Raw genomic sequence first — 23388 nt, 5'->3', positions numbered from 1 at the left:
CCTCCCTCAGGCAATGTGCCGATATAATTCCGCGAATTCAGGCTCCTCAACCGGTCTCGGATTGAACTGCGCCGTCCATTGGCGTTTGGCTTCGGCGGCCAGCGCCGGCACGTCCGTCCTGGCCACGCCACAGGCGCTCAATTTCAACGGCAGTTCGGCTCGAACCATCAATGACTCCACGGTCGACGCCAGCCATTCTGTGGCCTGCGTGCTGCTTTCAAAATCGTCCGATCCCTTCAACGCCACAGCCAATCCCCGGTACCGGTCGGCGACCTCCGCCCATCCTCCGTTGAAACGGATCACCCAGGGCAACAGCATCCCTACCGCCTGTCCATGCACCACATCGTGATGCGCCGTCAGTGGATTGGCGGCCGAGTGCGCGCATCCGAGCATGGAATTTTCGATGGCTGTCCCCGCGAACGCGGCCCCGAGCAGCATGTCACCCCGTGCCTCCACGTCGCCCGGGGCGGACAAGACTCGCGGGAATGCGCTGAAGAGCAGCTTGGCTGCGGCTTCGGAATACAACGAGGAGATGGGATTGCGTTTCGTGGTCACCCATGTCTCGAGCGCGTGCGCGATGGCGTCGATGCCCGTCACCGACGTCACCCGCTGCGGCAAGGACAGCGTCAATTCCGGATCCAGCAAAGCCACTCGCGCGGCTGCTTTGGGATCGAGGCAGGCCATTTTTTGGTGGCTTTTCTCATCGGCAATGAGTGCCGCGCTTTGGCATTCACTGCCTGTGCCGGAGGTCGTGGGCACCGCGATCAAGGGCAGCATGGGCAGCTTGGCCTTGCCCACACCCCAGTAATCCCTCATTTCTCCGCCATTGGTCAGGATGAAATTGCATCCTTTCGCAGTGTCCATGGAGCTGCCTCCTCCGAGCCCGACGAAAAGATCCGCCCCATGCGCTTTGGCGGACTCGAGACACCGGGCCACGTCCGCCGTCGTCGGGTTCTCGCGGACCTGATCGTAACAAGACACCGCCAAACCGGATTGGCTCATCGCATCGATGACGCGGTCGGCGTGTCCGGCTCGGACTAGGCCTGGATCGGTCACGACCAAGACGCGCCGGCCTCCGAGTTCCTTTGCCAAGTCGCCCACCCGGCTCAGCAGTCCTCGACCGAAAAGGAGCCTGGTTCGAGGGGCGTAATCGAACCCGCCGACAGGCAAGGGGAAACCCGGGATCATCATAGTCATGACATGTGCCGAACAGCGATCGCGGCGGAAAAGCCGCTCCTATCGGACGGCGCCCGACGCATCCGTGTTCAATTCGGGCATTTCCCAAGCTCTCTCGATCGACCTTCGACGGTAGAGAAACTCGAACATGTTGCCTTCATGCGGCTGGTCCCAGGAAATCGACATCGTCGAAACCGGGCCGAAATTGAGGCGCTCGATCTCGCGGAATTGCAACAATTTCGCCGCGAACGCGGGATCGCGAGTGATGGCCGTCACCGCGAGGGAGTAGCCGATCTTTTCCAGCATCTGCCGTGGCGGCACCTCCACGACGCTTGCATACGGGAACAGGAATTCCCGATTGGCCAGGGGATGCTCGAAATTCTCGCAAAAGACGATGCTCGGACGCATATAGACCCCGCCTTCGAACATCGTTTTCCGCGGGCCTTGCCGGTACGGCGCCGTGGTTTCGACCGCGCCCGGCGTCTTCAACCCCTCCTCAATCTGCTGATCAATGAAATCGGCCATCTTGGGATTCGCAAAACCGGAGAGCCTGGCTTGGGGATCCTCGGGCGCGGTTGGAGCGAAAGCGCCCAACCTCTTGCCCAGTTCCTCGGCAATGGCCCGCCCGTGACGAGGCACCACAACCGCTGACGCGTTGATGCAGCTGCGGCCCCCGTTGTCGGAAATGGATGACACCATGACATCGATGAACTCCGGCCATCGATCGATTTGATCCTCGCCGATTAAGATTTTGCTCCAGCCCGGGCCGTGAATTTGAATGGCCTGATTGCCCGCGTACTGCGCAGTCGTGGATTTATCCCCGAAAATCAAGGCCCTCCCGCACGATCGCAGAATCTCCCCGGCGCCCTCATGGTCGGTCGGATAGAATCCAAAGGCTTCCGCCGGACAACCGGCTTGCACGAACGCCTGGATCAGCCGGAACGGGGTCCACGGTTCTTCTCTTCCCGGCTTGAGCACCACCGGCGTTTTGAGGGGGATGGCCGACAACCACAACGAATTGACGGCCGGCGAATTGCTCGGCATGACCAGGCCGAGCGCTTTCGAGGTCGGAAAAAAGCTCAACCGCGTGCCAAACTGCTCACCCATGCCGCGGTCGAGAATGCTCAGATCCAATCCACGGGTCAGGCCGTTCAGAATCTGTCCCATGCGCGTGAGCGCGTCATGGATCTTGACCATGTTGCGGCGCACCATGGCGTGCGGCAGCCCGCTTGTGGAGCTGAGAGTTCGCACGTAGTCGTCGGCGCTTTGCACGTGTCCGCGCGTGCCGAGCGGCAGGGCGCCGTTCAAGAAGAGTTCCCCGGCTTTCTTGCAAAGGTCGAGGAGCTGCGCCGTGGTGAAACGTTGCAACGCGGCGCGCCCGGCTTGAATCCTTTGCAGATCTTTTCGAACGATGCCCGCGTTGACGCTCGACACCATCGCTTTCGCCGTCCCGCTTCGATGGTCCAGCACCGGGTGCTGTTCCAGACTCTCGTAGTCTCTGCCGAATCGCAGTACTGGCAAATGGGGTAATTCAGTCATGCTCATAAGGGTCTTGGAAAATCATGGGCTGCGGGAAGCGGCAGGTGGATGCCCTCTCCAGCCCAGCCACCGGCTGATGCCTGTCCAAGCCAGCAAGGCCATGCCCACCGGAGTCCCGGTTACGGACGTGGGCACGGCCGCGACGGCACCTAGCAACACCGCGAAAAACAGCGCGGTTCCCCAGCGCTGTCCGCGAAGCTTGCGCTGAATGACCAGCGTGGGAATCGACACCGTTAAGAAACTCGCCGGAATGGTGAGGAACCAGCTGAGCACCGTCCAGTCCGCGAGGTTCCAAAGATTGTCGACCGCGAGGAGCAGCGCGGCCGCGGCGGGGTGAACCGGAGGGCCCGGCGGAGCACCTGCTTGCGCGTGTGGATCGGCGGCGGTGGTGACCGCGACGGCCATGGCAGGCCCCTCCTTCACGGCTCAATACACTCCTTCAACGATCTGCTTCTCCATCGCGCCGAAGGGACGCACCTCGGCCACCCCGTCCCAGGCGTAGGGCTCGCGTGGTTCGCGCCGAATGGCTTCGTCGCGCTCCAGGAAGCGCGGCATGAAAAACTCGCGCGTCAACGTGGTCAGTTCCACGCGTCCCCATTCTCCGTAACCTCGCGTTTGGGACGTGTTCGCCGGATCCACCACTCTCAAAATGGCTCGTGGCTGCGGCGCGTAGTACGTGATGGAAAACTTGTCTTCAGGACGCAGCGGCACGCTGGCCGCCAGCCCCATGAGGGTATTGCCGTAAGTCGGATAAAACCCGATTTTGCCTTCGAGAACCTCCTCGACGATATAGCGCACGTATTGCGGAGCCATCGTCGTGCCGCCGCAAAACACCCCGCGGATGCCCGATTCGTAGAGATTCACCTTTTCCGCCATGGCCTCGAGGAGCTTGGGAGTGGTGAAGAGTCCGGCGACTTTGCGGTGTTTCAAAATCGTGACGCCTTGATCGACCACATGATCCATGTAAGACCGCGCGACCTCGAATTTCTTGTCCGCCAGCACCTTTTTGACAAAGCGGGGGTCCAAGTCGATGAAGTAGCAAGGACTGCCGCGAAAATTCGCGAGATGCTCGATGGCGAGCCGCAAACGGCGGGGACCGGTTGGCCCCACCATCAGCCAGGCCTCGCCCCGCGGGAAGTGAGCGTCGCTGACCTTGCCGCTGAATTCCTCGTAATCGACTTTGTAATCATTCCACCCGATGCGCTGTTTCGGCATGCCTGTGGTGCCGCCGGTTTCGAAAATATTAAACGGTTTGCCCTGAAATGCCGCCGGCACCCAGACTTCGGGCTGCAGATCCCTCAACCACTCGTCCTGGAAGTGCGGAAACTTCATGACGTCGTCCACCGTCTGGACGACCGGGCGCGGATCGAAATTCTTCCGGGCCCAATCCAGCCAGAAGGGACATCCGGTTTCGGGTGAAAAGTGCCACTGAATGATCTCGCGCAGGTGCTGGTTCAGCTGTTCGCGGGCTTTCTGGATCGCGGAGGAATCGACGGCCATAGATTAAAGGTCAGAAAAGGTTGGTTGGAGGATTCAACAACAAGGGACCGGCGCGTTGGAGCGGCGCCTTGAAGGAGTGCTAGTTCTTGGCGTCGGCCTTGGCCGGTTGATCGGGACGGCGGGACGCGTCATGGAATCCGAACAAATGGGTGTTGGATTGCACGTAAATGACGCCATTCGCCACGATGGGGGTCGAGTAAACAGGCGCGTTGAGGTTGGATTCGCTCAAGATCTTCTTGTCTTTGGACGCCGCCATGACGACGAAATCTCCGTCCTCGTCGCCGACATACACCTTGCCGTCGGCGACCAGCGTCGAACCCCACATGTGCGCCTTCATGTCGTGAATCCAATGGAGTTTACCGGTCTCCGCGTCCAGGCAATGCACGAAACCGCTGAAATCGCCGACGAAGAGCAAACCGGTTTCGGGATCGATGGAAACCGTGGAAATGCTCCGCTTGATGCCCCGATAATCCCAAAGCACGCCTGTTTTCGTCAGATGGCCCGTCTTCGTGGCATCGACGCACAGCAAGCGGCCCTCGCCCTCGCCGTGCTCCGGATCCTGTCCCGTCGCGACATAAACCCGGTTCTTGTAAAAAACAGGAGTCGAGTTGATTTCGCTCGGACCATCGGCCGCCGGATAACGAATCGGCTTCCCATCCTTCATTTTGTATTCCGGCGGATTGCAATCGACCCAAAAGACCCTTTTCAAAATGTCGTACTCCCCGTCTTTGACGGGTTTCGAATCGAACGCGTAGAGGAATCCGTCGCCCCCTCCAAAAAACACCAGCGGCTTTCCGTTGACGACCCCGGTGGAAGGCGAACTCCATTGGCCATGATAAATCCTTGGACCAATCTTGGCGTCGTCCTCGCCCACGAGCTGTCCGGTCTTCTTGTTGAGGGCGATCAAACTCGGAGACTGCGGCGAGGGGATGTTCGAGTGCGTCCAGTCCTGTCCGTTGGAAGTGCAAACGTAAAGCATGTCGCCGACGATGGAGATGGAGCAATTGGAGGCGTTGTGCGGGAACACTCCGAGCTCGTCCATCATGTCGTATTTCCAAAGAATGTCGCCATCCTTGGGGCCGACCTCGATCTTCGGTTTGCCCGGCCCTGCCACATATTGGGCTTCGTCCTGAAAGGGCCCCTCGTTGCCGTCCGCCAGCCCGTTCAGGTCGAGGCACAAGACTTCGCAGCGCGAGGTGACGACGTAAAGCCGGTTGCCCTCCACGGTGGGAGAAGAGAGCAAGCCGAGATTTTCCCAATCGTTCACTTTGCCCGAAGCGAGCTTGGGAACGATCAACTGCCAGAGGAAAGCGCCGGTCTTTTCTTCAAAGACCATCAGCACGCTCCGGTCGCCTTGATGCTTGGGATCGCGTGGAGAATCGTTGTTGGTGCCCACGAAGATCTTTCCGTCGGCCACGGTGACGTTGCCATAGCTCTGCGAGCCCAGCTTCATCACGAGTTTGACATTCTTCGTCGTGGACAGGTCGATCTCCTCGGTGCCGCGCTTGAACTTGCCGGGTTCGAATCGCTCCGGAAGCCCCTTGGCGGGAGAATACATGTTGCGGCCAGGGTCGTGTCCGCCCCATTGCGGCCAATCGGCCAGCACGGCGGCGGATGCGGTGGAAATCCCGGCGGACAGCGCGGCGGCGCCCAAGAGTGAACGGTGTAATTTCATAAGTGAAGGCCTTCGCATGCAATCGCCAGGGTCAAGGATTAGAGGTCACCACCACATTGTCAATGAACACTCTCATTTCCTGCGGCGAAAATCCAAAAAGCCCGGGGGATCCGGTCCGGTGTGCGGTCTGGTGCGGGACTTCGATCGACCAAGCCTCCGGCTCGGGATCTCCCCGTTTCCAGGCCTTGGCGCGGACCACTCCCGAACCGTCCGGGCTCACGTCGACACGCGATTTGAGCGTGTACCACACGTTGGGCGACCACTTGAAGTTCGAAGGCTCCTCCGCCGCGGGGACGCGAAGCCGCTCTTGATTGGAATTGACCTCGATTTTCTGCTCGTTGCCTTTCATCACAATCAAGTAACGCTGGTTGATCAATCCCACCTCGGACATCTTCCTCCGGTTTCCCTCGCTCATGACGTCGGCCTGAATGGTGTAATTCTTCATGTCCGGCTCGCCGATGAACACCGTGGCGCGCTGGAAGAATTTGTTGTCGATGGTCTTGGCCAGCACCTTGGCCCCGTCTTTCTCCCGCACCTCAAACTTGAACCGCGCCCCAATCCAGGGCAGCGGCGGATAGGCAAACGGGGTGGGCGGTTCGAACGCGTTGGTGGTCGTCTCGGAAAGCTGAAAGGATTCGAAATCCTGCTTCAAGGGGAACCCCGGCAGCACCCGGCCTCGAATGTATCCTTTCAATTCGCCCAGTCTGGCCTCGTAAGCCCCTGCTGAAGCCACCGGATCCGAATCCGCCACCAGCCGGCCTTCGGCGTTGAACTTGCCCTTCATGGTTGCCCGCACCCGCGCGGTCGGCGGAATGTAACTCGCCCACTGCAAGGAGGCCGGGGTCTTCACGTCCTCCACAAAGAAACCATGCCCGTCGAGTTTGCGCGCCCGGAACGACGCGGTCTCGCCAGGATGCAAGACGACTTCGGCGGGCACGAACTGAAGCTGAGCGGCCTGACCTGGCGACGGCCATGCTTCGGCAACGGGCTTTGCAAGGCCCGGATTCGGGCCGGGCTTGCCCCAGCAATAGATCTTCTCCGTCGTTTGCAGGTAAATCTTCCCGTTGTACAACGTCGCGGTTCCGAAACATCTGCCATCCACCTGGACATGGCTCAGGATTTTGCCTTCGTTTTCTCCGGGTCGTATGATGTAAAAGCCTCCTTTCGAACCGACTTCACTGGTGTCGCTCGCGGACTTGGCTCCGGGATCGTCCAGGATCGGCACGTAAAGTTTGCCATCGGCGAACACCGGCGAGGCGTTGCGTTGTTCGATGCCCAGTTTCAACTTCCAATATTGCTTCCCGGTGTTGACATCGATCGCGCAGAGATCGCCTTTCTCGGCCACCACGTAAATGCGGTCTCCGACCAAGATGGGGGAACTTGTCGAGGTGGAAACATCGATGCTCCATAATTCGACCTGAGAACGTTCCAGGACGAGCGGTCCATCAGCCGGGGTTTTGGGCAACTCGTCCGGAATGCGCATGGCCACCATTTGGCCGGGTTCATACGGCGTCCCGTAAATCACGATGACCTTGTCGTTGTTGTGCACCACCGCAGTGGCGTTGATGCCCGCTTTGGCGAGGGGGACGCGCCACAACGCATCGCCTGTACGCGCGTTCAAGCACACGACACTGCCGTCTCCGGCGGCGGAAATCAGCACGCGCTTGCCCTTCAACCAGGTGAGGTAACCCTGGGCAAAACTATTGTCCCTTGGACGATCGCCGGGGCTCGAGGCCCAGACCAAATCGCCGGTCTTTTTGTCGAACGCGTAAAACCGGTCTCCGGCCGCGCCCTGGGCACCCCAGTTGGCGGTGATGCCCCGGGTGATGACCAGATCCCGGTCCACGAGGGGCGACGCCGTGCGGCTGTTGGGAAAAGTCAACCGCCCGTTTTTTTCCATCATGGAATGCATCCAGATCGGCTGGCCGTCCGCCGTAAAAGCCCCCAGCAGGCCCTGGGTACCTTGCATGTAAACGTTCCCGGTCTCTGGATCCACGGTCGGACTGGAAGTGGAATAGCGCAGGTAGATGGTGTCGCTGAGAAAATCGTTGTAACGGCGCTCCCAGAGCCGGGTTCCTTTCTCGGCGTCGAAGCAGGCCACCCCCTCCTGCAAATCCGCCCCTTCCCCCAAATAGCCCATGATGAACAGCCTTCCATTGGCAATGACCGGGGTCGATTGCCCTGGAAACGGCGCGGTCCAGAGCGGTTTGGCTGGATCGACTTTATCCGGCAGCCCCGTTTCCGCCGAGGTGCCGTTTTGAAATGGCCCCCGCCAGGCCAGCCAGCCTTGCACTTCCGCCTGGGCTGCTGAAGTGAGCGAGCCTATCGCCACCGCCACCGCCGCCCCGCGCCACATCGCCTGGGCACCATCGCGCGTCGTTTTCATATTGTCTCGGGATAAAAGAGAGGCCCTGGAAGCGCGAGCATCCGGGAAAGGACACCCGCGACAGTTTTGCTTCCAAGACCAAGATAATTATTCTCCAGATGCCGCCCCTTTGCAAATGAAATAGTACCTATACGTATTAATTCCATTTCTCGGTTGCGTTTGAAGCCTTTCTAGCCCAGTTCTTGCCCGAATAAGCCGATGGCCTCGCCGATCCCGATCGATTCTCCGGAACGACGGCGCTTGCCGCCCACGCTCCGACGCGCCTGGTACGGGCTGAACCAGGCTTTTCGGCGCCGAATCGCCCGTCTTTCCCTGACCCCCGACCAGTTCACCGCCCTCCGGGTGCTCAAGGAAAGCGACTCCGCCGGCATCCCCCAGCGGCAATTGGCCGACCTCATGTCGAGCGACCCCAACACCGTCGCTTCCCTGCTTGAACGGATGGAACGGGCCGGCTGGGTTCAGCGCCGCCCCCATGAACTCGACCGGCGCGCCTATCGCATCAAACTCCTGCCCGCCGGACAAAAAACTTACCAAATCGCCCGCGCCGCCGCCATCGCCCTTCAGACCGAGGTGCTCGAAGCCCTGCCCGAATCCGCCCGCGAAACGTTTCTCACCCACCTCGCCATCATCGCGGACGCCTGCCGCAAAGCGGCCGAGGAAGCCCCCCGGGAATCCTCGTTCCGATCTACTCCTCCACCAGCTTGATGGAGCGGTTCTGCATCGCCCGTTTGCGGGCGGTCTCATCGAGGATTTTCTTGCGCAGACGCAGATTGCGCGGCGTCGCTTCCACGTATTCGTCCGAACCGATGTATTCCAGCGCCCTTTCCAGGCTGAGCTTGAGCGGGGGCGCCAGTTGAATGCCTTTGCCGTCCCCTTGCGAACGCATGTTCGTCAGATGCTTCGTCTTGCAGGGATTCACCGGAATGTCGTTCTCGCGCGCGTTCTCGCCCACGATCATGCCCCGGTAGATCTTCTCCCCCGGTTCAACCATCAGGCGTCCCCGCTCCTGGGTCATGTTGAGCGCGTAAGCCGTGGCCTCGCCATCCTCCATGCTCACCAGGGAGCCGTTCTTGCGCGCGGGAATTTCCCCGCGGTCGGGACCGTATTCGTGGAACAAATGACTCATCACGCCCAGGCCGCGCGTCGTGTTGACCAAGTCGGTTTCGAATCCGATCAAACCTCGCATGGGAATCATGGCCTCGATGGTCACTTGATCCCCGTGATGAATCATCCCGGTGATTTCCGCCTTGCGAAACGCGAGGTTCTCAAGAATCACTCCCATGTTTTCCTGGGGAATCTCCAGGAAAAGCTTCTCGATGGGTTCAAACAACTCGCCGGCGGCGTTTTTCTTCCAAAGCACCTCGGGGCGCGACACGAGCACCTCGTAGCCTTCCCGGCGCATCTGCTCGACCAGGATGGCGATCTGCATTTCGCCCCGTCCGTTGACCTCGAAAATCTTGGGATCCTCGGTCTGGCGGATCTTGAGCGAGACGTTGGTGCGGATTTCCTTCATCAGCCGGTCCCAGATATGCCGCGCCGTCACGAGCTTGCCGTCCTGGCCCGCCAGCGGTCCGTCGTTGACGGCAAATTCCATTTGGATGGTCGGCGGATCGATCGGCTTGGACGGCAGAGCCGGGCGCGTTTCCACGTCCACGATGGATTCTCCAATGAAGACGTCCTCGAAGCCGGTCACTCCGATGATGTCTCCGGCGTGGGCCTCCTGCACCTCGATGCGTTTCAGCCCCTCGAAATGATAGAGGCAGGTGATCTTGCCCTTGCTGATGGAGCCGTTGCGGTGAATGCAACACGACGCCTGGCCCTTGACCAGTTTCCCCGAATACACTTTTCCGAAGGCGATCCGACCCAGGTAATCACTGTAATCGAGATTGGCCACCAGCACCTGAAAACCTTCGCCCGCCATGGCGCGCGGCGGGGGCACGTGGTTCACAATCGCGTCGAACAGCGGCTCCATCGTCCCCGTGACATGGTCGAGTTCCCGCTTGGCAAACCCTTCCTTGGCGCTGGCGTAGACGAACGGAAAGTCGAGCTGCTCGTCAGTAGCGTGCAGTTGCATGAACAGCTCGAACACCTGGTCGAGGACCCGCTTGGGGTTCGCGTTTTCACGGTCGATCTTGTTGATGACCACGATCGGCTTCGCGCCCGCCTCAAGGGCTTTGCGCAGCACGAACCGCGTCTGCGCCTGGGGGCCCTCCGCGGCATCCACCACCAGCAGCACCCCGTCGATCATGTTCATGACCCGTTCGACCTCGCCTCCGAAATCCGCGTGGCCCGGCGTATCGACGATGTTGATGTGGAAATTCTTGTATTTGAACGCCGCGTTCTTGGCGCGAATGGTGATGCCCTTCTCGCGCTCCAGATCCATGGAATCCATGATGCGCTCTTCGGACGCAATGGCTTGGTTCGAACGAAACGTGCCCGATTGTTTCAACAGGCAATCCACCAGAGTGGTCTTGCCATGGTCAACGTGGGCAATAATGGCGATGTTGCGAATATGCTGCATGATGTTCACCCGCTGGAATCGCGGGCTGCGCAGTCTTGCGTCTCGCGGAAAAAGGTCAACCTCGAAGAAAATCGTGCTTCGCGAATTTCCCGCGCGGGTAGCGGGTGAGATGATCGCGAATGCATTGCAAGAAGGGTCCGGCGAACTCGGCTTGCTTGCGTTCCCCCACGCCATGAATCTGGCCGAACTCCTCCCCGGTCAGCGGGTATTCCCGGGCCATGGAGCGAAGCGAAACGTCGCCAAAGACGATGTAGGCGGGCACGCCCCGCTCCTCCGCCAGCCTCCGACGCACTCCGCGCAAGGCCTCGAAGAGGATCTCGTCGCAGTCCCAATCGCCGCGCGCATTCTTCTTTTCCCGCGCCGCCCTTTCCGGCGCCGCTTCCACGCGCGTCAAGGTCACTCGAGCCCGGCTCTTCAGCGCGGCCAAGCCCGCCGGCGTCAATTCCACCGCGTTGAATTTCTCCGCGTTCTGGCGGAGCAGGCCGAGCCGCACCAGCTCGCGGCCAATGGCCGCCCATTCCGAGCGGCCGTGCTCCTTGCCGATGCCATGGGTGGAAAGCCGGTGGTGCCCGAATTTGCGGATCTTCTCGGTCGCGGCACCGCAAAGCACGTCGCACAGGTGCAGAATGCCCGCGCCAAATCCGCTGTGCTCGTGAATCCGGTAGACACAGGACATGAACTTCTGCGCGGACAACGTCCCGTCCCAGGTCGTTTTCGGCGTCAGGCAATTGTCGCAGGCGCCGCAATTCTCCGGTCCGGCGGTTTCGCCGAAGTATCCGAGCAGCGAAACCCGGCGGCAGGCCGAAGACTCCGCGTAATGCACCATCTGCTCGAGCTGGGTGCGCGCGATCTCCCGTTCGCGGGGATCCGGTTTTTCGTCGATGAATCGCGCGTGCTTGACCCGGTCTCCTGCGCTAAAGAACAGAACGCACTCGCCCGGCAACCCGTCCCGTCCCGCGCGCCCCGTTTCCTGGTAGTAGCCCTCGATGTTTTTCGGCAAATCGAAGTGGATGACGAAGCGCACGTTGGGTTTGTTGATGCCCATGCCGAACGCGATGGTGGCGCACACGACCCGAATCTCGTCGCGCAGAAATTGTTCCTGATTCGCCGCCCTCGTGGCCGCGTCCAGTCCCGCGTGATAGGGCGCCGCCCGCACGCCTGCGGCGCTCAGCTTGGCTGCAACCTGCTCGGCGGTCCGCCGCGCCTGGCAATACACGATGCCGCCTTCGCGCGGCCTCGCCCGCAGATAGGCCAGCATTCGCTCGAAGGAACGGGCCTTCGGCAGGACTTTGTAGGTCAGATTGGGGCGGTTGAAACTGGCGACGAATACTCCGGGATCCCTCAACCCCAGCTGGCGGATGACGTCTTCCCTCACCCGCTCGGTCGCGGTGGCCGTCAGCGCCATCATCGACGCCCCGGGGATGGCCTCGCGCAAAGCCGCAATCTGCCGGTACTCCGGGCGAAAATCATGCCCCCATTCGCTGATGCAGTGCGCCTCGTCCACCGCGATGACGTTCGCGCCCCAGCGCGCGAGTTGATCGGCGAATCCGGGCGCGGCCGCGCGCTCCGGCGAAACGTAGAGCAGACGAAATTGCCCCTGGTGCAAACCCCGCAGCATCGGACGCGCCTCCTCCGAGCTCAGCGCCGAGTTCAAGAGCGCCGCTGGAACTCCCGCGGCCAGCAATCCGTCCACCTGATCCTTCATCAAGGCGATCAGGGGCGAAATCACGACGGTCAAACCGGACCTCGCCAACGCTGGAAGCTGGAAGCACAGGGATTTGCCGCCACCGGTTGGCAAAATGGCGACGACGTCCCTCTGGGCGAGGACGAGTCGAATAATCTCCTCCTGCTTCGGGCGAAACGTGGAGTACCCGAAGTAACGCTTCAGCAGGGGGAGGAGATCCGTGTTCAATGCCGAAAATGGCGGTCGCCCGTGAAAACCATCGCGAGTCCTCGCGCGTTCGCGGCCTCAATCACTTCCGCATCACGCACCGATCCGCCGGGTTGAATGGCCGCCGTCGCTCCTGCCTCCGCGGCCGCGATCAAGCCGTCGGGGAAGGGGAAGAAGGCGTCGCTGCATACCACACTGCCTTGCAACGACAACCCCGCTTCCTTGGCCTTCCACACCGCAATGCGGCTGGAATCCACCCGGCTCATCTGGCCCGCGCCGATGCCCAGCGTCGCCTCGGCTCCCGCGTAGACAATGGCGTTGGATTTGACATGTTTGACCACGCGCCAGCCGAACTCCATCGCGGCCCATTCCGACTCCGTGGGCGATCGGGAGGTCAACACTCGGGCGGTCGCGCGTTGAAACGATCGCCCGTCGCGTTCCTGCGCGAGAAAGCAACCGCACCCCACTCCGCGCACTTCCCAATGGGAAGCTTCCGCCGCCAGCGTTTGGATCAAACGGAGGTTCTTCTTCTTGCGCAACAACTCGAGCGCCGCCGGCTCGAAATCAGGGGCCACGATCACCTCGCTGAAGATCTCCGCGATGGCTTCGGCGCAGGCAAGATCCAGCGGGCGATTGACCGCGATGATGCCTCCAAAAGGCGCCTGGCGGTCCGTCGCGAACGCTCGACCCCACGCTTCTCTCAGGGAGCTTCCGCGGCCCACGCCGCAGGGGTTGGTGTGTTTCAGGATCGCGAGCGTTGGCGTGCCGCCCGCAAACTCGGCGATCAAACTGGCGGCGGCGGTCAGGTCGAGAATGTTGTTGTAGGACAGTTCCTTGCCGTGGCACTGGCGGAAGCGGGTCTGGAACGGTCCGTAGAGCGCGGCGGACTGGTGCGGGTTCTCCCCGTAACGAAGAGCCTGGGCGAGGGGCGCGTGCACCGCGAGAAACGAGGGCGCCGCGTTGGCGGACGCCAGCAGCACACGCTCCAAATGAGTGGCGATCGCCGCGTCGTAGGCCGCCGTCCGGGCAAAGACCTTGACCGCAAGTTTGCGCCGCCAATCCAGCGTGGTCTCACCCTGTTCTCGAATCTGACGCTCGACCTCGGCGTAATCGGAGGGGTCTGTCACCACGGTCACGCTCTCATGATTCTTGGCCGCACTGCGCAGCATCGAGGGGCCGCCGATGTCGATATTCTCGATGGCCTCCTGCGCCGTCACCCCGGGCTTGGCCACGGTTTGCTCGAAGGGATACAGATTCACCACGACCAGATCGATCGGCGGAATGCCGTGTGCGGCCACCGCGCTTTCGTGCTCCGCGTTCCCGCGGATGTGAAGCAGCCCTCCATGCACCTTGGGATGCAAAGTCTTGACCCGCCCGTCGAGCATCTCGGGAAATCCCGTGTATTCCCCGACGTCGATGACCTTCAATCCGGCTTCCCGCAGGGCCTTGGCGGTGCCCCCCGTCGAGAGCAGCTCGATCCCCTTTTCCGCCAGCGTCCGGGCGAAGGGAACCAATCCCGTTTTGTCGGAAACCGACAGCAGAGCGCGTTGAATGCGTGCCATATGAGGGGCGCAACCTTCGAGACCCGGCACGCAACCGTCAATCGACAAAACTCGATCCAGGTCAGCCGCCCCCCGCCTCGATGCTCACGACCTCGCCGTCCTCGCAATGCACCGCGACACGCATCGGGCGGCAGCAGTTCTCGCAGTCCACGACCGTGTCGTAGTCTTCATCCAGAGACTCGACAAAAAAGGGGAACCCGTGTCCACAGTAGGGGCATTGCACCTCGGCCTCGGAATTCATGCTGGAATATAGTCCAACTTCGCCTCCCGCGTCGAGCGCCCAGAGCGCAACGTCGCCTGGTGCGATGGCCCTCGAGGTCGGCGGCGGAGTCGCGCCGGCTGCCGAGCCTGCGGTTTCGCCGCCTTCCCGTCGGCGCCGTGGGCGGCCTCCGAGGCCGCTTCTTGCTCCCCCCGCGCCACGTTTCCATCGCCACCTCGCAGGTCGGGCAACCCGCGCCAAGGCAGGCAGGGCGGTCTGCGCGACGACGAAAACTCAGTCACCGCGGACTTCGGATGACACGGCGAGTTGGGATGGAGAAGAAGGATGAAAGATTCATCATCCCCCGGCGGTGCCCTGGTCGCGCTTGGCTCGAACCTCGGTGATTCAGCCTCCATCCTTCACCAGGCGCTTGACGGGCTGCGCGAGCGATCCGTGGGTCCCGTCGAAGCGTCCTCGTTTTGGAGAACGCCTCCGGTGGATTGCCCGCCCGGTTCGCCGGACTTCCTCAACGCCGTCGCTCATTTCGAACCGCTGCCCTCGGAAACCCCGGAGTCCCTGCTCGATTTCCTTCAATCCTTGGAACGCCGGGCCGGTCGTCTTCCCAAACAGCTCCAGAACGAAGCCCGGCCTCTGGATCTCGACCTCCTTGGCTTTCGCGAGGAAGTGCGGGAAGGTCCGCGTCTGACCTTGCCCCACCCCAGAGCTTCGATTCGCCGGTTCGTGCTGCTGCCGCTGGCCGAACTCGGTCCGCAGTGGAAGCTCCCAGGTTGGTCCGAGACCGTTTCCGTGCTGCTGGATCGACTGCCGCCCGGGCCGGAGGCAAGGCTTCTCGAGCCCGCATCATTCACACTCGACTGGAATGGAAAACGATCACAAACGGGTTCACGGAATGCGGGCTAGCTCAATCCCATCCGATCTCGCGTCCAGCATTTTGTTTCTCGAGCCAGGTCATGAGCGGCGCGAAATATTCGCGCATCGCCCGTGTGCTGAGGTCTTCTCCGGTGGTTTCCCTCAACAGTTCCCTCCAATCGCGGGTGCCTCCCGCTTCGAGCATTTGGCGTAGGAACTGGCCCGTTTCCCGGCTCCCGGCGTAATTGCAGCGCTGGGGCGGCTGCCGGAGAATTTTCCGCGCGATGTGGTCGTGGAATTGAAACTTCAATACGGTGGCGATGGCGTAGCTGTAGTAATAGGCCGGATTGTCGTTGACATGCGTTTTGGTGGCGGCGTCGCAGAATGCTTCTCCTCGCGGACCGGCTCCACCCGGCGGTTCCACCCCCTGAAATTCCCTCACATACTGCCACCAGCGTTCGTTCCACTTCTCGGGCGGAAGCGAATGGGCGTAAAGATCCGCTTCCCAATGGGTCATCGTGCCGCTGGCCCAGAAGATGAAAGGAATGCTGTGCGACAACGCTGTCTCGAGCAACTCGCCGGTCTCATCCCCTTTGAAGTCCTCCGGCAAAATGCCCGTTTTCCGCAAGTATGGCGTCTGGCTGGCTGCGAGCGAAATCAGTTCTCCGATGCCCTCGTGAAACGCCGGATTCGCCCCGATCCGCAACAGGGGCGGCACCTCCCGACGGGTGTAGGCCATGAAATAATACGCGTGTCCCAATTCGTGATGCGCCGTGTAGAACCACCACGGATTCGCTTCGACGCTCATCAAGGACCGGATGTCCTGGTTCAAATCGATGTGCCAGCATGAGGCGTGCGAATTCTTTCTCCGGTCTTCCGTGGGCTTGACCGGAAAGAGATCGGACCGCATCCAAAATGTGTCCGGAAGCCGCGGGAAACCCATGCCGGTGTAAAAGGCTTCCGCCGTCTTGGTGATGCTGTCGGGGGAACGATTGGTGAAATAGCGGTCCCATTGAGCCGCCGCCGCCAACCCGCTCCATTCCTGCGCCCAGCGATTGTTGATCCAGTGGGCCGGGATCAGCTTGGGGACGGGTTGTCCGAATTTTTTCGCCAGCTCGTGTTTGGTCCAGGTGTGGAGCTGCCGGTAGAGCGGGCGCAATTCGTCCATGAACGCGCGTTGCATGGACAGCATTTCGTGCGGTTCCATGCCGTAACTCGCCACCTGGAGCGCGAAGTAATCGGCGTAACCCATCTCTTTCGCGACGCCATTCCGTAAACGCTGGAGCTTGACCAACCCCGGTTTGAGAGCCGGGCCGGTCGCCTTGGAGGCTTCCCAGGCCTTTCGACGTTCCTCAAGCCGGGCTGAGGTCTGCAGGATGCGGTCCAGGTCGTTCGCGATGACGTTGGTGCCGTCGAGTTTGAACTGAAAACCGTTGAGCGTGGAGGCTTGGGTGGTTTCGGTCGCGATCCGTTCTTTGACCAGGGCGGGCTGGGTCATGGGGCCTTCGGCGGCGTTGAGCAGAACGCGGCGCAATTGGCGCCGCTGCAAGTCCGTCAACTCCGATGCATGGGCCAGCAAGGCTTTGGATTCCTCAATGACGGCGGGGCTGCCGTTGAAGGCGGCGCGCGCTTTGCCGGCCACTTCGGCCGCCGCGTCGTGCTCTTTTTTGACGTCCGTCAAGGCTTTCCACTGCGCCTCGCTTTCGATGTGGTAGAGGGCCTGGTAACCGACGTTGACCCAGTTGAGAAAACGGTCCGCCCGTTCGCGCCAGGGATTGTCGGCCCGGGTTGAAACGACCGCAAAAAACCCGGCGGCGAGAAAGATCACGCTTCGATGCATGGGGTTACTATGCTGGGGAACGTGATGCGCGCCAAGCCGCAAGCCGCGGTCCCTGATCGCGGATGCGAGCGCTGGTTTTGAATTTTCGGTTTTTCGGCGTTGACGGCAGCCATTGTGTTCTTCAACGTTTCGCTCCCCTTGCGGGGGTGTAGCTCAATTGGTTAGAGCGCTGCCCTGTCACGGCAGAGGTTACGGGTTCGAGCCCCGCCACTCCCGCCATTCTTTTCCCTGCGCTGGGCTGGGCGTTTTGGATGCTCAAGGCGTGAGTCAAAAATTCGGCTCACTTTTTTTCGCTTCCATCCGCTTCGAGGCTCCCTAGAATCAAGTTCCCGATTGCCTTGCCAGGCGGTCGGCTGAACCTTCGGCTGAACCTTCGGCTCGACCTGGCGCGCTCCAACCGTTTTACGGAAGGGGTGCGTCCAGAGCGGAACGGAGATGATTCGTTTGCAACCGGAACCTGAATTATGCCACTGACTCACACCAAAGACCTGTTCGCCAAGGCCTTGAAGGGCAAGTACGCCCTGGGGGCCTTTAACGTCAACAACATGGAACTCTTGCAGGCCATCGTTGAGGCGTGCGAAGAGGAAAAAGCGCCCGTCATGCTGCAAATCTCCCGCGGCGCGCGCAAGTACGCGCACCCGGTCTATCTCAAGAAGTTGATCGAAGCCGCCGTCAGCCTCTCCAATATTCCCATCGCGGTCCACTTGGACCACGGCGATTCTTTCGAACTGTGCAAGGAATGCATCGACGAAGGATTCACCAGCGTGATGATTGATGGCAGTCACCTGCCCTTCGACCAGAACGTGAAGATCTGCAAGCAGGTCGTGGAATACGCGCATGCCAAGAACTGCGTGGTCGAGGGTGAGCTCGGCATGCTCGTCGGGGCGCAGCACGACGACGGCGAGGAGGGCGGGGGCTACTCGAAAGGAGGCGCTTATACCCACCCCGACGAAGCCGTGGATTTCGTCCGGCAAACGGGGGTGGATTCCCTGGCGGTGGCCATCGGAAACTCCCACGGCGCCTACAAGTTCGAGGGCGACCAGCGTTTGGACCTGGACCGGCTCAAGGCCATCAAGAAAGCCCTGAGCGATGCCGGGTTGGGGGATTATCCGCTGGTGTTGCACGGAGCTTCCAGCGTGCCGAAAGACTTGGTGGCGGACATCAACAAGTATGGCGGCGCTCTGGGCACAAATACGGCGGGCGTTCCCGAAGCCGACATCGAAGTAGCCCGGCGCGTCGGTTGCACGAAAGTCAACATCGATACCGACCTTCGCCTCGCCATGACGGCCGCCATCCGCAAGATTTTGGTGGAAAAGCCGAAGGAATTCGATCCGCGCAACATCCTCGGGCCCGCCCGCGATCGCGTGAAGGCCTTGGTCAAGCACAAGGTCCGCAACGTGCTCTGCTGCGCCGGCGAAGCCTTCTGAACGGATCGCCCGAACGCTACAACTTCCGCATCTGCAGTCCGTCCACAATCTCCTGGCCTGAGGTCAGGGCGCTGATGACGACAACCTTGTCGCCACGTTGCAATCGGCCTTGAGCCATCAATTGCCGCAGCGCCTGGTCGATGCTGGCCTCGGGGTTGATGTGGTCGAACGGCATGACGAACGGGTTGACCCCCCAGTGCAAGGCCAGTGAGCGGGCCACGGACTCGCATTCGCAAATCGCGATCAGTTCGGAACAGCGCGGGCGCATCCACGCCGTGGCGCGGGCCATGTTCCCGCGCATGGTGAAGACCAGGATCGCCCGGGCGCGCAGCTCGTTGGCCATGGCCACGCCGCTTTTCACGAGTTTTTGGCGGTCGGTGCCGAGTTCGGCCCGCTCCTGGAAACCCGCGCCGCCGCTGCGCTCAATCCGTCGCGCAATCCGGTCGAACACCTCGACGCAACGCACCGGATATTGGCCCACCGTGGTTTCCCCGCTGAGCATGATGGCGTCCGCCTGCTCATAGACCGCGTTGGCCACGTCGGTGACCTCCGCCCGGGTCGGGACCGGGCTGCCGATCATGCTCTCCAGCATGTGGGTCGCGACAATGACCGGGCGGCCCACTTTCAAACAGGATTTCACAATGCGCCGCTGAATGATCGGCAGGTCCTCGAAGGGGACCTCGATGCCCAGATCGCCGCGAGCCACCATGATGCCGTCAGCTTCCTGAATGATGGCATCCAAGTTCTTGATGGCTTGCTGATCCTCGATCTTGGCGATGATCCGCGGTCGGCGGGGGGCGTGTTCGATGACCGCGCGGAGTTGTTGCAGGTCCTTGGCCTCGCGCACGAACGAGAGGGCGATGAAATCAACGCCGACCTCGAGTCCAACCGCGATGTCGGCGAGGTCCTTCGCGGTGAGCGCGGGCAGATTCACCTTGACGCCCGGCAGATTGATATGGCGCCGGCTGCCCAGTTTGCCGGGGGTGAGCACCTCGCATTCGACCTTGTTCTGATGCTTCGCTAGCACCTTCATTTGGATCTCCCCGTTGTCCAGCAGCACGGTGTCACCGACGCTGATGTCCTGGACGAAATTCTCGTAGTTGACGTCCACCGAGGCGATCTCCTCGCTCTTCTCGCCGCGTACGGTGAGGGTGAATTTCTGGCCCGGACGAAGATCCAGAGCGGCGGACAGGTCGCCCGTGCGGATGGCGGGGCCCTGGGTGTCCATCAGGATGCCGAAGGCGAGCCCGCGAGTTTGGGCGGCGGCGCGGAGATCGCCCACGATGCGGCGGACCCAATCGTGCGGGGCATGTGACATGTTGAGCCGGGCGATATTGACACCGGCGTCCATGAGCCGGCCGAGCATCTCCGGGGAATCGGTGGCGGGTCCGAGCGTGGCGATGATTTTCGTTTTGCGCATGGGGATGGAGGATACTCGCCCGGGGACGTTTCCACGAGCCTAATGCGAGGTGGATCCGCCCGTTGCCGGGCCGCGCCGTTCACCTCAACATCACACCCATCGTTTGGGAAGTTTCACGGTCATTTTGCGGTCGGCGATGGTGAGCCCTTGAAAAGGTCCCCAATAAGTCCATGTTTTTAGGTTGATGACGGGAGATGCCCGTTCGCGCCCTTCAGGCTTGGCCCGCAAACTCAGACGTCCTGATCCCAAGCGGGAGATGCGGGATGGATGCAGAAGGGAAGTGAGACCAGAGTGACGTGAAGCGGCTCAGTCGCAAGCCGGAGGCTTGCCAGCTCTTAGCCGGTGGTTGAGGAGCGCAGCGACGATACCACCGGTCCACCGGATCGCCCAAGCATTTGCATCCCAGAGGGATGCCAGCTTCGCAGGTGCCCCTACCCGGGGTGTGCGGGTTTCAGGTTTCCAGGGCCGATTCTTCATGGGCGAGGAGCCGCAGGAGGTCGAGACAGTGCGGGCCGAGCGGTTGCTGGCGGCGGAACTCAAGCAACGCGGATGGACTGCGGCGCGACGGAAAGCCCGGCGCAAGGGCGACCCGGAGAAGATGAAGATCGCCCGCCGCCGGCGCGGGGAAACGACGATAACGACGGTCTGGATTGCCCGGGGGTTGAACATGGGTGCGGCGGGCTACTCCGCGCAATGCCTGCGCAAACTGGATGAAGGAAGAACCATGAGAAAAGCATAAGAATCGATGGGCGACTCTCCTTCTCGTGCCCCGCAGGGAGTTCGCAAGCTGTTTTGTAATAAATAAAGACTTGACCCCATTGACTCCAATTGTTCGGCCGATGCCCGACCAGGAACGGTGGACCCCGCTTCCGACGCGGGAGACAGGTCAGGAAAAGAAGCTTCCAAACACAGGAGGAATTTCGCGCGCCACGCAGCGGAGACTGGTAGCGTATTTCCTCAACTCCTCGTCGAGACGGACCGGGTCGGCGTCGGACGAAAGCGCGCGTTCGACCATCGCCCGATGCGCGGCGAATCGTTCACGATAAGGATGCCGGTCATCGGTCCAGTGCGCGAGCAGCCGAGCGCGCATTTCCGGCATGCGCCACATGCGTCGTCCGTATTCAAACCGGGCGACGTCATCCCAGTTCACGTAGTCGCCCCAGACTCGACGCGTTTCTTGCGGTTCAATTTTCATTTCAGTCCGCGAGCCAGGAGATGCTGCTTCGCCCATTCGGCGTGAATACGGTCCCGTGGTTCATTTCGTTTTGCCTTTGGGATGAGCAAGTCCTCAACCGAGGGGGCCACGACGAGAAGGTTGCCGTAATTCTTGACCCGCGCACGGCGCTCCCAATCGCACGGAAACTCGCGCATCACCAATGCCGGCATCAAATTGACGTGCCAGCCGTGGATGCGTTCGAACTCACTTCCAATCAGCGCCTCATAACAGAACCGGGCGACTTCATCCGAGTCCGTGATCGGGTCCACATCCATGCTGTTTTCAGGCAAAGGTTCCGTGACCCCGAGTTGGAACGCGTGCCAAAGCAATGCGCCAGAGCCAATCAAAGTCATCTTCGCTGGCTGCGTAATCCGGCGATTCAGATCCGTAAGCCAGCCTTCAACTTGTTGAGGGTGACGGAGTTCGCGGCGCGGCACGTCTCGCAAGCTCGCACCCTTCGCGTAAGTCGTCGATCCCGAAATTTCCGACCTGTCCTTCCATCGGCGCCAACGCGATCACACCATGAAATCCAGAATCGCAAATCCAATTTCCAAAATCGCATTCACCCTCATCGAACTCCTGGTCGTCATCGCCATCCGCATGGCCCAGTCAAAATGCATCCGAGTCGATAACAGGGGTCAAACGTGCCTCGTGCCAAAACCGGATCACTTGCACGATGTCTCCGTGAATTCAGAAAACGATGGGATAATCGCGCTAAATGATTTCGCGCACCATCGGGTCGCAAAGCTCGGGCACCACGCGTCCGCGCATTAGAAAGCGAGGCCAGAGTCAAAGCCCGTTCAATGAGACTGTTGCCGAACCGGGCCGCAATTTCGGCGCTACTACGCCGCGCGACCTAGAACACAACGGACCTGAGGTCGCGCTCGGCTTGCGGGGCGAAGACTACTTTGAACCGGTCCATTGGCGGACTCGCTCCCGCAATGTCTCAGTCGTCATTTGTTCCCCTCGATCCAACTCCGCAAGCCCATCGCGAACTCCCGCCACGAATTCGATTTCTTGGGCGATGTCGGACAGCGATGCCTCCTGAGGTGAACGCTCCCACAACCCTTTCACGATATCCTTGTTGCTCATGCGTCGATGTTACGGAGCGGCTCAAGACAAGCAAGTCGTCCAGCGCCGATTCCAATTCCCTCAGCGCATCATCGTTGAAATGAAACTCCCAATGAATACCACACTCCGTTCGGATTCGTCGATTGGAGCCCGCGGAACCGCTCACGCCTTCACCCAGGGCGGGCCCTGGTGCGGGAGGAGATCGCCGCGGCCGATGGGCGCGGGCGGAAGCGCCGCGCACGGCGCGCCCCGGCCACTTGCGGGTGCGCCGGAAATGCGCGGTGCATCCCGATGTTGCCGGTGATGCAGGTAGGGCGCGTCCGTCCCGGCGCGCCGCCGGAGCATGATGTTTTGCATCCCGTGGGCGGCGGGCTGGGACAGGCCCGCCCTACCAACAACATTGGGATACACGGGGAAATGCGGTGCGCGAACTTTCCCGCGTGACACTCCGTGGGATTCGTGGCAAAGCATCGCGCCATGAAATGGATGATTTTGGCCTGTTTAAGCGCGGGCATGTTCATGGGCGCGGTTCAAGCCGCGGAGGGCGACAAGAAAACGGACGCCGCGGTGAAAGAAGTCGCTGTGATCAAGACCAAGCACGGCGAGATGGTGGTGGAGTTTTGGGCTGACGTCGCACCGAAGACGGTCGAGAATTTCAAGAAACTCGCCAAAGAGAAGTTTTACGACGGCACCGCCTTTCACCGGATCATGAAGGGATTTATGATTCAAGGCGGCGATCCGTTGACGAAGGACGTGGCCAACGCAGACCGGTTTGGCACCGGCGGGCCCGGACACACCGTCAAGGCGGAGTTCAACGACCGCAAGCACGTGCGCGGGGTGTTGTCGATGGCCCGTTCGGCTCATCCGGACTCAGCCGGCAGCCAGTTCTTCATTTGCCTCGGCGTGGCGGATTTTCTGGACAAGAAATACACTGCGTTTGGCAGGTTGATCAAAGGCGACGAGGTGCTCGGCAAGATCGGAGATGTCGCGGTCACCGCGAACCGCAGCGGCGAACTCAGCAAACCGGTCGAGCGTCAGGAGGTGGAAAGCGTCCGCATCGTGCCCGCCGACAGCATCAAGTGATTTTGGCTTTCC

At 61.1% G+C, this 23388-nt stretch carries 21 protein-coding genes and 1 tRNA gene; 7 read left to right on the top strand and 15 right to left on the bottom strand.

Features of this window, described 5'->3' with window-relative positions; genetic code table 11:
* Nucleotides 1-6 precede the first annotated feature (6 nt).
* The 6 genes from FJ404_02580 to FJ404_02555 all read right to left on the bottom strand — a co-directional run bounded on the left by FJ404_02580 (nucleotide 7) and on the right by FJ404_02555 (nucleotide 8276).
* Complete coding sequence (locus FJ404_02580) at nucleotides 7-1188, bottom strand: iron-containing alcohol dehydrogenase (protein ID MBM3821771.1); 1182 nt, start codon at nucleotides 1186-1188, stop codon at nucleotides 7-9.
* A 48-nt stretch (nucleotides 1189-1236) separates the two neighbouring features.
* Entirely contained in the window at nucleotides 1237-2715 is a 1479-nt protein-coding gene (locus FJ404_02575) for an aldehyde dehydrogenase family protein (GenBank protein MBM3821770.1), read from the bottom strand.
* Between the two features lie 21 nt (nucleotides 2716-2736).
* Entirely contained in the window at nucleotides 2737-3138 is a 402-nt protein-coding gene (locus tag FJ404_02570; GenBank protein ID MBM3821769.1) for a hypothetical protein, read from the bottom strand.
* A gap of 3 nt (nucleotides 3139-3141) precedes the next feature.
* A complete protein-coding gene (locus FJ404_02565; protein ID MBM3821768.1) occupies nucleotides 3142-4215 on the bottom strand; it encodes a hypothetical protein in 1074 nt (357 codons plus the stop codon).
* A gap of 79 nt (nucleotides 4216-4294) precedes the next feature.
* Complete coding sequence (locus FJ404_02560; protein MBM3821767.1) at nucleotides 4295-5890, bottom strand: pyrrolo-quinoline quinone; 1596 nt, start codon at nucleotides 5888-5890, stop codon at nucleotides 4295-4297.
* Between the two features lie 31 nt (nucleotides 5891-5921).
* Nucleotides 5922-8276: a hypothetical protein gene (locus FJ404_02555; protein ID MBM3821766.1), complete on the bottom strand. Its 2355-nt coding sequence runs from the start codon at nucleotides 8274-8276 to the stop codon at nucleotides 5922-5924.
* Nucleotides 8277-8474: 198 nt separating this feature from the next.
* Here FJ404_02555 and FJ404_02550 point away from each other — a divergent pair, with 198 nt between their 5' ends.
* Nucleotides 8475-8981 (top strand): winged helix-turn-helix transcriptional regulator, encoded by a 507-nt coding sequence (locus FJ404_02550; protein MBM3821765.1) that lies wholly within the window; start codon nucleotides 8475-8477, stop codon nucleotides 8979-8981.
* Here FJ404_02550 and typA read toward each other — a convergent pair.
* The 4 genes from typA to FJ404_02530 all read right to left on the bottom strand — a co-directional run bounded on the left by typA (nucleotide 8962) and on the right by FJ404_02530 (nucleotide 14491).
* Entirely contained in the window at nucleotides 8962-10800 is a 1839-nt protein-coding gene (gene typA, locus FJ404_02545; protein MBM3821764.1) for a translational GTPase TypA, read from the bottom strand. The genes FJ404_02550 and typA overlap by 20 nt on opposite strands.
* A 52-nt stretch (nucleotides 10801-10852) precedes the next feature.
* Nucleotides 10853-12709: a DNA helicase RecQ gene (recQ, locus tag FJ404_02540; GenBank protein ID MBM3821763.1), complete on the bottom strand. Its 1857-nt coding sequence runs from the start codon at nucleotides 12707-12709 to the stop codon at nucleotides 10853-10855.
* Nucleotides 12706-14241 carry a bifunctional phosphoribosylaminoimidazolecarboxamide formyltransferase/IMP cyclohydrolase gene (gene purH / locus FJ404_02535; protein ID MBM3821762.1) on the bottom strand — a complete coding sequence of 512 codons (1536 nt, stop codon included), beginning with the start codon at nucleotides 14239-14241 and terminating at the stop codon, nucleotides 12706-12708. The genes recQ and purH overlap by 4 nt, the downstream gene beginning before the upstream one ends.
* Before the next feature lie 70 nt (nucleotides 14242-14311).
* A complete protein-coding gene (locus FJ404_02530) occupies nucleotides 14312-14491 on the bottom strand; it encodes a CPXCG motif-containing cysteine-rich protein (protein ID MBM3821761.1) in 180 nt (59 codons plus the stop codon).
* 303 nt (nucleotides 14492-14794) lie between these two features.
* Here FJ404_02530 and folK point away from each other — a divergent pair, with 303 nt between their 5' ends.
* Nucleotides 14795-15370: a 2-amino-4-hydroxy-6-hydroxymethyldihydropteridine diphosphokinase gene (gene folK, locus FJ404_02525; protein MBM3821760.1), complete on the top strand. Its 576-nt coding sequence runs from the start codon at nucleotides 14795-14797 to the stop codon at nucleotides 15368-15370.
* A 1-nt stretch (nucleotide 15371) separates the two neighbouring features.
* Here folK and FJ404_02520 read toward each other — a convergent pair whose 3' ends face one another.
* Entirely contained in the window at nucleotides 15372-17159 is a 1788-nt protein-coding gene (locus tag FJ404_02520) for a M2 family metallopeptidase (GenBank protein MBM3821759.1), read from the bottom strand.
* Nucleotides 17160-17301: 142 nt separating this feature from the next.
* Between FJ404_02520 and FJ404_02515 the strand changes: the two genes are divergently transcribed.
* Both FJ404_02515 and FJ404_02510 read left to right on the top strand, forming a co-directional pair.
* Nucleotides 17302-17378 (top strand) — tRNA-Asp (locus FJ404_02515).
* Nucleotides 17379-17623: 245 nt separating this feature from the next.
* Entirely contained in the window at nucleotides 17624-18586 is a 963-nt protein-coding gene (locus FJ404_02510; GenBank protein MBM3821758.1) for a ketose-bisphosphate aldolase, read from the top strand.
* Between the two features lie 16 nt (nucleotides 18587-18602).
* Here FJ404_02510 and pyk read toward each other — a convergent pair whose 3' ends face one another.
* Complete coding sequence (gene pyk / locus FJ404_02505) at nucleotides 18603-20006, bottom strand: pyruvate kinase (protein ID MBM3821757.1); 1404 nt, start codon at nucleotides 20004-20006, stop codon at nucleotides 18603-18605.
* Between the two features lie 475 nt (nucleotides 20007-20481).
* Between pyk and FJ404_02500 the strand changes: the two genes are divergently transcribed.
* Complete coding sequence (locus FJ404_02500) at nucleotides 20482-20745, top strand: hypothetical protein (protein MBM3821756.1); 264 nt, start codon at nucleotides 20482-20484, stop codon at nucleotides 20743-20745.
* 147 nt (nucleotides 20746-20892) lie between these two features.
* On the opposite strand, the gene FJ404_02495 is transcribed toward FJ404_02500, so the two are convergent.
* Both FJ404_02495 and FJ404_02490 read right to left on the bottom strand, forming a co-directional pair.
* A complete protein-coding gene (locus FJ404_02495) occupies nucleotides 20893-21201 on the bottom strand; it encodes a hypothetical protein (protein ID MBM3821755.1) in 309 nt (102 codons plus the stop codon).
* A complete protein-coding gene (locus FJ404_02490) occupies nucleotides 21198-21575 on the bottom strand; it encodes a hypothetical protein (GenBank protein ID MBM3821754.1) in 378 nt (125 codons plus the stop codon). The genes FJ404_02495 and FJ404_02490 overlap by 4 nt, the downstream gene beginning before the upstream one ends.
* Nucleotides 21576-21744: 169 nt before the next feature.
* On the opposite strand from FJ404_02490, the gene FJ404_02485 reads away from it, so the two are divergent.
* The gene (locus tag FJ404_02485; GenBank protein MBM3821753.1) at nucleotides 21745-21996 is read left to right on the top strand and encodes a type II secretion system protein; all 252 of its coding nucleotides are present in this window, start codon (nucleotides 21745-21747) and stop codon (nucleotides 21994-21996) included.
* A gap of 129 nt (nucleotides 21997-22125) precedes the next feature.
* Here FJ404_02485 and FJ404_02480 read toward each other — a convergent pair whose 3' ends face one another.
* Nucleotides 22126-22314: a hypothetical protein gene (locus FJ404_02480; GenBank protein ID MBM3821752.1), complete on the bottom strand. Its 189-nt coding sequence runs from the start codon at nucleotides 22312-22314 to the stop codon at nucleotides 22126-22128.
* Between the two features lie 498 nt (nucleotides 22315-22812).
* Here FJ404_02480 and FJ404_02475 point away from each other — a divergent pair, with 498 nt between their 5' ends.
* Nucleotides 22813-23376, top strand: a complete 564-nt coding sequence (locus FJ404_02475) for a peptidylprolyl isomerase (protein MBM3821751.1) — start codon at nucleotides 22813-22815, stop codon at nucleotides 23374-23376.
* The last annotated feature ends 12 nt before the right edge of the window (nucleotides 23377-23388 follow it).

Source organism: Verrucomicrobiota bacterium, from assembly GCA_016871495.1.
In the GTDB taxonomy this organism is placed as follows: Bacteria; Verrucomicrobiota; Verrucomicrobiia; order Limisphaerales; family VHDF01; genus VHDF01.
This window is presented reverse-complemented; position numbering and strand designations above follow the sequence as displayed.

What these genes read in the sequence shown, in the direction of transcription:
- FJ404_02580 (MBM3821771.1), bottom strand. Translation starts at nt 1,188, where the DNA reads ATGATCCCGGGTTTCCCCTTGCCTGTCGGCGGGTTCGATTACGCCCCT.
- FJ404_02495 (MBM3821755.1), bottom strand. Translation starts at nt 21,201, where the DNA reads ATGAAAATTGAACCGCAAGAAACGCGTCGAGTCTGGGGCGACTACGTG.
- FJ404_02565 (MBM3821768.1), bottom strand. Translation starts at nt 4,215, where the DNA reads ATGGCCGTCGATTCCTCCGCGATCCAGAAAGCCCGCGAACAGCTGAAC.
- FJ404_02560 (MBM3821767.1), bottom strand. Translation starts at nt 5,890, where the DNA reads ATGAAATTACACCGTTCACTCTTGGGCGCCGCCGCGCTGTCCGCCGGG.
- FJ404_02480 (MBM3821752.1), bottom strand. Translation starts at nt 22,314, where the DNA reads ATGAGCAACAAGGATATCGTGAAAGGGTTGTGGGAGCGTTCACCTCAG.
- FJ404_02555 (MBM3821766.1), bottom strand. Translation starts at nt 8,276, where the DNA reads ATGAAAACGACGCGCGATGGTGCCCAGGCGATGTGGCGCGGGGCGGCG.
- FJ404_02550 (MBM3821765.1), top strand. Translation starts at nt 8,475, where the DNA reads ATGGCCTCGCCGATCCCGATCGATTCTCCGGAACGACGGCGCTTGCCG.
- folK (MBM3821760.1), top strand. Translation starts at nt 14,795, where the DNA reads ATGAAAGATTCATCATCCCCCGGCGGTGCCCTGGTCGCGCTTGGCTCG.
- FJ404_02500 (MBM3821756.1), top strand. Translation starts at nt 20,482, where the DNA reads ATGGGCGAGGAGCCGCAGGAGGTCGAGACAGTGCGGGCCGAGCGGTTG.
- pyk (MBM3821757.1), bottom strand. Translation starts at nt 20,006, where the DNA reads ATGCGCAAAACGAAAATCATCGCCACGCTCGGACCCGCCACCGATTCC.
- FJ404_02520 (MBM3821759.1), bottom strand. Translation starts at nt 17,159, where the DNA reads ATGCATCGAAGCGTGATCTTTCTCGCCGCCGGGTTTTTTGCGGTCGTT.
- FJ404_02530 (MBM3821761.1), bottom strand. Translation starts at nt 14,491, where the DNA reads ATGAATTCCGAGGCCGAGGTGCAATGCCCCTACTGTGGACACGGGTTC.
- FJ404_02475 (MBM3821751.1), top strand. Translation starts at nt 22,813, where the DNA reads ATGGGCGCGGTTCAAGCCGCGGAGGGCGACAAGAAAACGGACGCCGCG.
- FJ404_02485 (MBM3821753.1), top strand. Translation starts at nt 21,745, where the DNA reads ATGAAATCCAGAATCGCAAATCCAATTTCCAAAATCGCATTCACCCTC.
- FJ404_02575 (MBM3821770.1), bottom strand. Translation starts at nt 2,715, where the DNA reads ATGACTGAATTACCCCATTTGCCAGTACTGCGATTCGGCAGAGACTAC.
- FJ404_02490 (MBM3821754.1), bottom strand. Translation starts at nt 21,575, where the DNA reads ATGACTTTGATTGGCTCTGGCGCATTGCTTTGGCACGCGTTCCAACTC.
- FJ404_02510 (MBM3821758.1), top strand. Translation starts at nt 17,624, where the DNA reads ATGCCACTGACTCACACCAAAGACCTGTTCGCCAAGGCCTTGAAGGGC.